Origin of the sequence: Pyramidobacter piscolens W5455 (assembly GCF_000177335.1) — a bacterium.
GTDB classification, from domain to species: Bacteria; Synergistota; Synergistia; order Synergistales; family Dethiosulfovibrionaceae; genus Pyramidobacter; species Pyramidobacter piscolens.
In genome coordinates this window covers 1-9,265 of sequence record NZ_ADFP01000092.1, presented here as the reverse complement: position 1 = coordinate 9,265, position 9,265 = coordinate 1, and the positions used below count along the sequence as shown (strand labels likewise).

The window sequence follows — 9,265 nt, the reverse complement described above, 5'->3', positions numbered from 1 at the left end:
GCCAGATTCGAGGGCATCGTGCGCACGCTGGACCCCGCCACACGCGCTCGCACGACGGCGCGCGTGCGCGAACTGGTCGAGGGCGTGGCCGCGGCCCTGCGGCTGAGCGCCGAAGTGGAATTCATCGAAGGTTATCCGGCGCTGATCAACGACGCCGAAGTCGCCGCCGCCGTGCGCCGCGTCGGCGCGCGCGAGCTGGGCGCGGAGAACGTGATCACGCCGCTCTGCCCGCAGCTGGGCGTGGACGACTTCGCCTGCATCGCCGAGCGCGTGCCCGGCTGCTACGTCGATCTCGGCGCGCGCCGCCCCGGCGGGGTCGAAGAGCCGCTGCACAGCCCGCGCTTTTATCCCGACGAGGGCTGCCTGCCCGTCGGCGCGGCGCTGATCGCCGCTTGGGCGCAGAGTCGTGCGTAAGAAACAAGGGCAAACAAAAGCCGCCGCGAAAACGCAAAGACGCGAAGAAAAGCGAAAGACGAACGGCCGCCCCGCGGCATTTCGCTTCCAGCTCTTTCTCCGCGTCTTCGTATCCTCGCGGCGGCTTTTTGTTTTATGGACGCGCTTGTATGATCTTGTTTTTATGATAAAACAACCTATAAAATAGAAATAAGACGTAAAATCCATGCCTTTGTCGATTAAAATTTTCAGTTGGCAGGGCGGCGCTCCGCGCCGCGGGAATTTTCGGTTGGTGCGTGGTCAGCCGCTGAAGGCCGTGCGGACGCTGGTCGAAGCCGGCGCCGATCCGAAGATCGCCGCGCCCGACGGCACGACGGCGCTGTCCCTGGCCGAGAGCTGGGGGCGTGCCGGGAGTTCCCGAGTTCCTGAAGTCGAAAATGTAACGCCGTGCGGACGCTGTTCGAAGCCGGCGCCGATCCGAAGATCGCCGCCTTTCTTTGAACAAAACAAAGCGCCGCCCCGCCGGCCGTTATTACTACGGTCGGCGGGGCGGCGCCTCTTTTTTTCGGGTACCGGCGTTTAGCTGTTCGCGGCGGGCTGCTCCATGGGCTTCATCTGCGAAGGATCCATGGGCGGCAGGATGACGGGCGTGGGCAGGTTGGCCAGCGACACGAGCTGGCTGATCATGGCGCGCACGTAGGGCAGCAGCATGATCATGCCGTTGTCCTTGAGGATCGCCTCGCGGTCGGCGCCTTCGGCCTCGATGAAGAACACGCCGGTCACGTCGGCGATGATCTCGAATGGATAGTTGTTGTTCTCGGCGTCGTCGAACACGGTGACGCGGATGTTGAGGAACGTCGGGTCCTTGGGCGTGGCGCTCATGCGCACGCGCTGATCCAGTTTGATGGAAAGGGCGAGGTTCTCGTCCTTCTTGGGCTGGAAGTGGTGATTGATGTCGAACTGCAGGCTCTCGGCGCGGAAATCGGCAAGGCGGATCTCGTTCATAAACACAGGCTCCTTTGGGGAAAAGTTTGGGGTGGAGAATGGTGCGCGGCACGCTGCCGCCCATTATAACACGGATCTCTCAAAATCCAAGGGAGCCCGGCCAAGGCGAAATGGGAACAATGCGGGGAGAAGGCTCGAAAGTCGACGCCGTGCCGGACAAGGGGAGCGACGGCGGGCGGAATCCCCGAGAGGGCGGCGTCTTATTTGTTATGACCGGAAAATTCAGCCGATCGGCGCCGGTGAATGTATCAAACGCACAAATCGAGAATGTGACTTCGAGCACTTTATCTGAAAATGTTATAGAGCTCTTGCATGGAAGAAAAATTTGGTTATAATGGCCGTAGATCATCAAGAGAAGGAGGTGCGACTTATGGGCAAACTCGCAGGCAAGAAACTGATCCTCCTTGGCGAGCGCGACGGCGTGCCGGCGCCCGCTATGAAGGCTTGTTTCGAGAACAGTGGAGCCGAAGTCGTCTTCGAAGCAACGGAGTGCTTCGTCTGAACGGCTGCCGGAGCCATGGACTTGCAGAACCAGCAGCGCGTCAAGGATTGCGCTGAGAAGTACGGTGCTGAGAACTGCGTGGTCATTTTCGGTTCGTCCGACGCCGAAGGCGCCGAGATTTACGCCGAAACCGTGACCAACGGAGATCCCACCTTTGCAGGTCCCCTGGCCGGCGTCCCGTTGGGACTCGCCGTTTATGACATCTTCGATGAAGAAATTCGTGCTGAAGCTGATCCCAAGGCGTGGGAGGAGCAGATTTCCATGATGGAGATGGTGCTCGATCCCGAAGCGCTCGCAGCTGCCGTCAAAGGCATCCGCGATCAGTATTCCCAGTACAAGCTGTAGTTTTTTTACAGTCTGTCGAATAAACCGGTTCGTGGACGAGCGATCGTTCGCGGGCCGGCTTTTTTGTTGTCGCCGCGAAAAACGGCGAAAAAATATGCGCGTCGGCGGGGGCTTCGAGGCGGGCGTTTCTCCTCCGCGGCGCCCAGAAAACTTAACACTTTTTATCAAGAATTAGTATGAATCGAAAGCGGCGGCCGGATGATCGAGAATTTCGCAATCATCCGGCCGCCGCTTTCGATTTTCGACGCCATGGGCGGCGTTATGTCGAGCGTATTCCCGCGGCCGCCCCTATCCCTGGCGCGGAGGTTACCGCGCCTTGCCGAGGTACGCGGCCTTGATGGCGGGGTCGTTGAGCAGGTCGCTGCCCTTGCCCTGCACGCCGAGCGAACCGGTCTCGAGGACGAAGGCGTAGTCGGCGATCTTCAGCGCCACGTTGGCGTTCTGTTCGACGAGCAGGATCGTGATGCCTTCGTGGTGCAGCGTCTCGATGATCTTGAAGATGTCGCGGATGACGATCGGGGCCAGTCCCAGCGAGGGCTCGTCCATCATCAGCAGTTTGGGGCGCATCATCAGGGCGCGGCCGACGGCCAGCATCTGCTGTTCGCCGCCGGAGAGCGTCCCGGCCATCTGCCACGAGCGTTCTTCAAGGCGGGGGAAGAGCTCGTACACGTGTTCGAGGTCGGCTGTCAGATCGTCGCTGCGCAGATAAGCGCCGATCTGCAGATTTTCCTGCACGGTCAGGTTGGGGAAGACGCGGCGTCCTTCGGGAACCATGCAGATGCCTTCCGAGACGATGGTCTGCGGGTCCTGACCACTGATGACGTTGCCGTCGTAAGTGATCGTGCCTTCCTTGATCGGTACGAGCCCGCTGATGGCGCGCAGCGTGGTGGATTTGCCGGCGCCGTTGGCGCCGATGAGGGTGACGATCTGGCCTTTTTCGACGGAGAAGGAAACGCCTTTCAGCGCTTCGATGCCGCCGTAGCTGACTTTCAGATCCATGATCGTGAGCAGGCTCATTCTTCGTCACCTCCCAGATAGGCCTTGATGACAACGGGGTCGTTCTGAACTTGCGCGGGCGTGCCTTCGGCGATCTGGCGCCCGAATTCGATCACGTAAATGCGGTCGGAAATGTTCATGACGAGATCCATGTGATGCTCGATGATGAAAACGGTCAGGTTGAAATCTTTTTTGATCTGCCGGATGAACTGCCCCAGCGCCAGCGTTTCCTGCGGATTCATGCCGGCCGCCGGTTCGTCGAGCAGCAGCAGCGTCGGATCGGTGGCCAGCGCGCGGACGATCTCGAGCAGACGCTGTTTGCCGTAAGGCAGGCTGACGGCCATTTCGTCGCGCTCGCCCGCTAGGCCGACGATATCGAGCAGTTCCAGCGAGCGCTCGCGCATCGTCGTTTCCTCCCGGCCGTTGAAGCGCAGCGTCGCGGTGATGAAGTTGCTGGTACGGCGCAGATGGCGCGCCGTGAGCACGTTTTCGAACACGGTCATGCCCGAAAACAAGCGGATGTTCTGGAACGTGCGGGCGATGCCGAGCTTGGTGATCTGGTCGGGCGTCGGGCGCAGCACGTGCGTTTTGTAAAGATCGGCGTTGCTGCCGGCGTAAAGGTTTTTCATCTTGCCGGAGGGATGGTTGCGCACGATCGGCACGCCGTGGAAGGAGATCTCGCCGTTCGTGGGCGCGTAGATGCCCGTGACGGCATTGAAGGCCGTGGTCTTGCCGGCGCCGTTGGGGCCGATCAGGGCGACGATCTCGCCCTCGTTGACGTCCATCGTCAGGTCGTTGACGGCGACGACGCCGCCGAACTGCATGGTAAGGTGATCGAGGTGCAGCACGTTTTTCGGATCAGTCATGGGGAGTCGCCTCCTTTGCCCTGCGCCGCCTGAACAGGTCGGGCAGCTCTTTGGTGCCCATGATGCCGCGGCGGAAGAACAGCACCACGATCATGATGATGATCGAGAACACGACGAGGCGGAAGCCGTTGCGCAGCAGCGGCACCTCGAAGCCGTTGACGACCTGTTTCTCGTCGAGAAAGCGCAGCCACCATTCGGAGCAGGCCACGAACAGGAACGAACTCAGGCACGAGCCCGTCACCGAGCCGACGCCGCCGATGACGACGATCAGCAGGATCTCGTAAGTCATCGCCGAGGTGAAGCTTTTGGCCTGCACCGACGTCTGGTACATGGCCAGCATGGCGCCGGAGATGCCCGTGAAGAACGACGAGATGCAGAAAGCGAGCTGCTTGTGGCTGGCCAGGTTGATGCCCATGGCCTCGGCGGCGATCTCGTTGTCCTTGATGGCCCGCAGCGCGCGACCGTAGGTGGAGTTGATCAACAGCACCAGCAGCGCGATGCAGAAGCCCGCGATCAGCATCGGCACCGTCGTGGCCAGATAGACCGACACCGTGCCGTCGGGGTTCATGATGTTGAAGTCGGTGAAAATCGTGAACAGCCGCAACATGTTGGAGCCGTTGGTGATCGGTCCCAGCTGGTTCCACTGGAAGATGGCGCGGATGATTTCGGCGAATCCCAGCGTGGCGATGGCCAGATAATCGCTCTTCAGCCGCAGCACCGGCAGGCCGATCAGCCAGGCGAACAGCGCCGCGGCCAGCCCCGCCAGGAACATGGCGACGAACCACGGCAGCGTGAACTGGATGATGCCGCCGCCGAAATACTGGTACACGATGGGACGCGAGACGATGGGGATCGTGAAGATGCAGTACACGTAGGCGCCGATGAGCATGAACCCCGCCTGCCCGAGCGAAAAGATGCCCGTGAAGCCGTTGAGCAGATTCATGGACACGGCGACGAGCGCGTAGACGGCGCCCTTTTTCAGCACCGTAAAGAGCATCGAACGCGGCGGCAGGCATTGCTCCGCCACGAACACCGCCACGTAGATCGCCACGATGATCAGCGCGCTGATGATGTTGGCGCTGTGTTCTTGTCTTCTGTCGATCATGGCTATCACCTACACCTTGTCCGTGTTTTCTTCGCCGAACAGCCCCGTGGGCTTGACGAGAAGAATGACGATCAGCAGCGCAAACGTGAAGGCGTCGGAGAACGTGGCCAGCCCGAGCGGTTTGGCGATAAAGCCGAGTCGGAACAGAATAACGTCCAGTCCCTTGATAAGATTCTCGCAGATGCCGATGATGAAAGCCCCGATGACCGCTCCGGGAATGGAGCCGATGCCGCCGAACACCGCCGCGACGAACGCCTTCAGTCCCGGCATGGCGCCCGAAGTCTGGATGACCGTCGAGTAGTTGGTGAAGTACAGCACCGAGCCGACGGCGGCCAGAAACGAGCCGATCACGAACGTGGCCGAGATGACCCGGTCGATCTTGATGCCCATCAGCAGACTCGTCTCGAAATCCTTGCTGACCGCGCGCATCGCCATGCCCAGCTTGGTGCGGTTGATCAGCATGACCAGAAGCGCCGTCAGGAAGATCGTCAGAAACGGCGTGATCACCGTCACCATCGTCGTTGTCGCGCCGCTGAGGCGGATCGAATCGGAGATAAACGGGACCTTGGGATAGAACTGGTTCAGACCGCCCGTGATGTAGAGCACGAGGTTCTGGAGCGTGTAGCTGACGCCGATGGCCGAAATCATGGCGCTCATTCTGGGCGCCGAGCGCAGCGGGCGGTAGGCGATGCGTTCGATGAAGAAGCCGATCACGGCCGTGAGGATCAGCACGACCGGCACCGAGATGTAGAGCGGCACCGCGGCAGAAATGTACACCATCAGGATACCGGCCACCATAAACACATCGCCGTGGGCAAAGTTGATGAGACGCAGGATACCGTACACCATCGTGTAGCCGATGGCGATCAGCGCGTACTGCCCTCCCACGGAAATGCCCGACAGCAGATAGGGAAAAACGGTTTTCCACATGAGGGAACGACTCCCTTTCAGATTAAAATTCAACGAGAAAGGCGCGGCGGGGACGTAAAATATCCTCGCCGCGCCCTCAATCACTGCTGGAATTTCAAACGGAAGCCCACGTTATTTGGAGATCTTGTGCTCGGCCAGGAAGTCCCAGTCGCCCGTTTCGGGATTGACGGTCTTGAGGAAGGCCGAGTCGCGGATAGCGTCGCCGTTTTTGTCGAACGAGATCATGCCGCTGACGCCCTTGTACTTGACGCCCCACAGCGCCTTGTTGACGTCGCGGGGATCGGGCGAGGCGGAAGCCTTGAGCGCCTCGAGCGCCGTGTAGTAGGCGTCGTAGCCCATCACGGAGATGGCGGAGATCATGTCGTTGCCGCCGTTGTTCATCATCGCCTCGGGGTCGTCGTGCAGCCATTGTTTGAAGTCCTTGTCGAACTTGGGCGAGCCGCCCTCCTGGTAGAACGTGGAGACGATCAGGCGAACCTTGGCGTTCTTGGCCGCCTCGGCCGTCTTGTTGCTGTCGAGCGTGTCGCTGCCGAGGATCGGGAACGTCGCGCCCTGGGCGCCGGCCTGGGCGATGATCTGCGTCGAATAGGCGAGCGAGGTGGGGCAGAAGAACACGTCCGCGCCGTACATGCTGGCGTTGGTCAGATAGGACGTGAAGTCCGAATTGCCCGTCGGGAACGTGTCGGTAACGACCTTGCCGCCCAGCTCCTCGAAAGCCAGCTTGAAATAATGGCACAGACCGATGTCGTAATCGTTGCCCAGCTCGCCGAGGCAGTACGCCGTGCGCGCGCCGAGGGCGTTGTAGGCGTAGTTGGCGAGAACCGTCCCCTGGAACGGGTCGAGGAAGCAGACGCGGAAGTAGTGCGTGTTGCCCGCCGTCACTTGCGGGTTGGTGCAGGAAACGCCGATGGCGGGGATCCCCGCGTCGGCGAAGTAACGCGAACCGGCGATGGAAACCGCCGAACCGTAGGAGCCAAGCACGACGGAAACGCCGGCGCTGACCAGCTTCTGAGCCGCGGAAGGCGCCTTGTCGGGCGAAGAGCCGTTGTCGGCGTAAACCAGCTCGACTTTATACGTCTCGCCGTTGATCACGACCGTCGGCGTCTCGTGAAAGCCGAACTGCGACCCGAGCGTCTCCTGTTTGCCGCCCGCGCCGCTGTCGCCGGACGCCGGCTGGAAAATGCCGATACGGACGACCTTATTCGCCGCCAGGGCCGTTGAAGCCATCATGCAGAAAGCTACCGCAAAAGCGCAAAATTTCCTCATTACTTTATTTCTCCTTTCGTGTATTATGTGGATAACGACGCTTAAAAGATTATAAGTTATTGAATAGAGGTTTTCAAGTAGAAAAACAGAAAATACAAATTATCCACGCGAAATATATTATCGTCAGTCGGATTATTTGGCTCCGTCCCCGCGGCACGAAGAAAGCGCCCCCGTGTTCGGCTTTTTGATCAAGAAGCGGTATCAGTCCGGTTCCTGCCCGTCCCATCGGACTCGCAGGCAGCAGATCAGCAGCGTTGCCGCGCTCAGCGCCTAGGTGATGGGATAGGCGGCGTAGAGCAGGCGGATGTCGTGGTTGATGCGCAGCGCGACCGACAGATAGCCGACGCGGATCAGACACCAGCACACCAGCATGACCAGCATCGGTACGACGGCCTTGCCCAAACCGCGCAGAATGCCCGCCATGCAATGAGACATCGCCGGCAGAAAGTAAAACGGCGTGGCGATGCGCGCCTGCGCGACGCCGAACGCGACGACCTCCGGTTCGGCGCCGAAAGCCATCATCAGCGGGCGGATGTTGAAGAGGATCAGCAGCGCCAGCAGCTGTGCCATGACCGCTCCGGCGCAGAGCGCGAAGACGGCGCCGCGGCGTGCCCGCTCATGCTGGCACGCTCCCATGTTCTGACCGATAAAGGTCGTGATCGACAGGGCAAAACTGGAAATGGGCAGGAAGGCGAAACCCTCCAGTTTCAGAAACGTGCCGCTGCCGGCCATGGCCATGGCGCCGAAAGAGTTGATGTGCGACTGGACGACCATGTTTGCAAAAGAGATGATGGAGTTCTGCAGCCCCGAGGGAACGCCCATGCGCAGAATCTGTTTCAGCATCGGCCAGTCGGGGCGCAGATCGCGCCACGATACGCGCGCTTCGCCGCCGTGACGGCTCAGATGATAAAACCCCAGCGCGGCGCTGGCCGCCTGCGAGACCACCGTGGCGACCGCCACTCCGGCCACGCCCCAGCGGAAAACGACCACGAAAACCAGGTCCAGCGCCACGTTGACCAGCGAGGAGAAAATCAGGTAATACAACGGATGCCGACTGTCGCCGAGCGCCTGGAGGATGCCGTTGACGCAGTTGTAAAGCACCGCGGAGAGCAAGCCGCCGAAGTAGATGCGAAAGTAGACCAGCGAGTTGGGCAACACGGTCTCCGGCGTGCCCATCAGCTTGAGGATGACGGGCGAGAAGACGACTCCAAGCGCCGACAGCAGCCCGCCGCCCAGGAGCGCGAAGAACACCGTGGTGTGCACGGAAATGCGCAGCCGTTCGGCATCGCGCGCGCCGTAATAACGGGCGATAATCACGCCGGCGCCGACGAACACGCCTTGCAGGAAGCCGATCAGCAGAAAGGCCGTGTGTCCCGACGAGGCGACGGCGGCGAGGGCGTCGCTGCCGATGAAGTTGCCGACCACCAGCGAATCGACCGTGTTGTACATCTGCTGGAACAGGTTGCCGAGAAAGAGCGGCAGCGCAAACGCGGCCAGCGTTTTGGCGATGGGGCCCTGCGTGAGCAGCGTGGATTGATCTCTCATAATCGAAGCCTTCTCTCGTGGACGAAAATGAAACGATGTATTCGAAAAACGATCTTCATAAACAAAAAACGGATTCCATTTTCATTTTATCAGAAAGGCAGGAAAATTTTGCCTTCTCGCGTTTTCCCAGCGAAGGCGCCGCGTGTTGCGCCCGAATCGTGCGGAAGCTTTTCGAAACTGAAACGGCGAATAACTTATATTTTTACGAAAGGTGGTATATCCTTTTGACAGATGGAGTAAAATGATGTATTGTTACTTTGTTTAAGAGGGCGGCGCTGATGTTTTTACTATAATAAACTGACAGTTCTTAAA

Annotated in this window: 10 protein-coding genes; 2 read left to right on the top strand and 8 right to left on the bottom strand. The window is 60.0% G+C overall.

Annotated features, from left to right (window positions below; translation table 11 throughout):
• Positions 1-414: M20/M25/M40 family metallo-hydrolase (locus HMPREF7215_RS13635; protein WP_040550989.1), on the top strand; the 414-nt coding region annotated here is incomplete at its 5' end.
• A 279-nt stretch (positions 415-693) separates the two neighbouring features.
• Here the strand turns inward: HMPREF7215_RS13635 and HMPREF7215_RS08315 are convergent.
• Entirely contained in the window at positions 694-903 is a 210-nt protein-coding gene (locus HMPREF7215_RS08315) for a hypothetical protein (RefSeq protein WP_040550988.1), read from the bottom strand.
• Between the two features lie 69 nt (positions 904-972).
• Positions 973-1,398, bottom strand: coding sequence for a protein-export chaperone SecB (locus tag HMPREF7215_RS08310; protein ID WP_009165358.1), 426 nt, complete (start codon positions 1,396-1,398; stop codon positions 973-975).
• A 370-nt stretch (positions 1,399-1,768) separates the two neighbouring features.
• On the opposite strand from HMPREF7215_RS08310, the gene grdA reads away from it, so the two are divergent.
• On the top strand, positions 1,769-2,245 hold the full coding sequence (grdA, locus tag HMPREF7215_RS08300; RefSeq protein ID WP_083798303.1) for a glycine/sarcosine/betaine reductase complex selenoprotein A: 477 nt from the start codon (positions 1,769-1,771) through the stop codon (positions 2,243-2,245).
• Between the two features lie 306 nt (positions 2,246-2,551).
• On the opposite strand, the gene HMPREF7215_RS08295 is transcribed toward grdA, so the two are convergent.
• The 6 genes from HMPREF7215_RS08295 to HMPREF7215_RS08270 all read right to left on the bottom strand — a co-directional run bounded on the left by HMPREF7215_RS08295 (position 2,552) and on the right by HMPREF7215_RS08270 (position 8,953).
• Positions 2,552-3,262, bottom strand: coding sequence for an ABC transporter ATP-binding protein (locus HMPREF7215_RS08295; protein ID WP_009165355.1), 711 nt, complete (start codon positions 3,260-3,262; stop codon positions 2,552-2,554).
• On the bottom strand, positions 3,259-4,107 hold the full coding sequence (locus HMPREF7215_RS08290) for an ABC transporter ATP-binding protein (RefSeq protein ID WP_009165354.1): 849 nt from the start codon (positions 4,105-4,107) through the stop codon (positions 3,259-3,261). Before HMPREF7215_RS08290 ends, HMPREF7215_RS08295 begins: the two co-directional genes overlap by 4 nt.
• Entirely contained in the window at positions 4,100-5,212 is a 1,113-nt protein-coding gene (locus HMPREF7215_RS08285; protein WP_009165353.1) for a branched-chain amino acid ABC transporter permease, read from the bottom strand. The genes HMPREF7215_RS08290 and HMPREF7215_RS08285 overlap by 8 nt, the downstream gene beginning before the upstream one ends.
• A gap of 9 nt (positions 5,213-5,221) precedes the next feature.
• Positions 5,222-6,142, bottom strand: coding sequence for a branched-chain amino acid ABC transporter permease (locus HMPREF7215_RS08280; protein WP_040550984.1), 921 nt, complete (start codon positions 6,140-6,142; stop codon positions 5,222-5,224).
• 111 nt (positions 6,143-6,253) lie between these two features.
• Entirely contained in the window at positions 6,254-7,408 is a 1,155-nt protein-coding gene (locus HMPREF7215_RS08275; protein WP_009165351.1) for an ABC transporter substrate-binding protein, read from the bottom strand.
• Positions 7,409-7,678: 270 nt separating this feature from the next.
• Entirely contained in the window at positions 7,679-8,953 is a 1,275-nt protein-coding gene (locus HMPREF7215_RS08270; protein WP_009165349.1) for an MATE family efflux transporter, read from the bottom strand.
• Between the last annotated feature and the right edge of the window lie 312 nt (positions 8,954-9,265).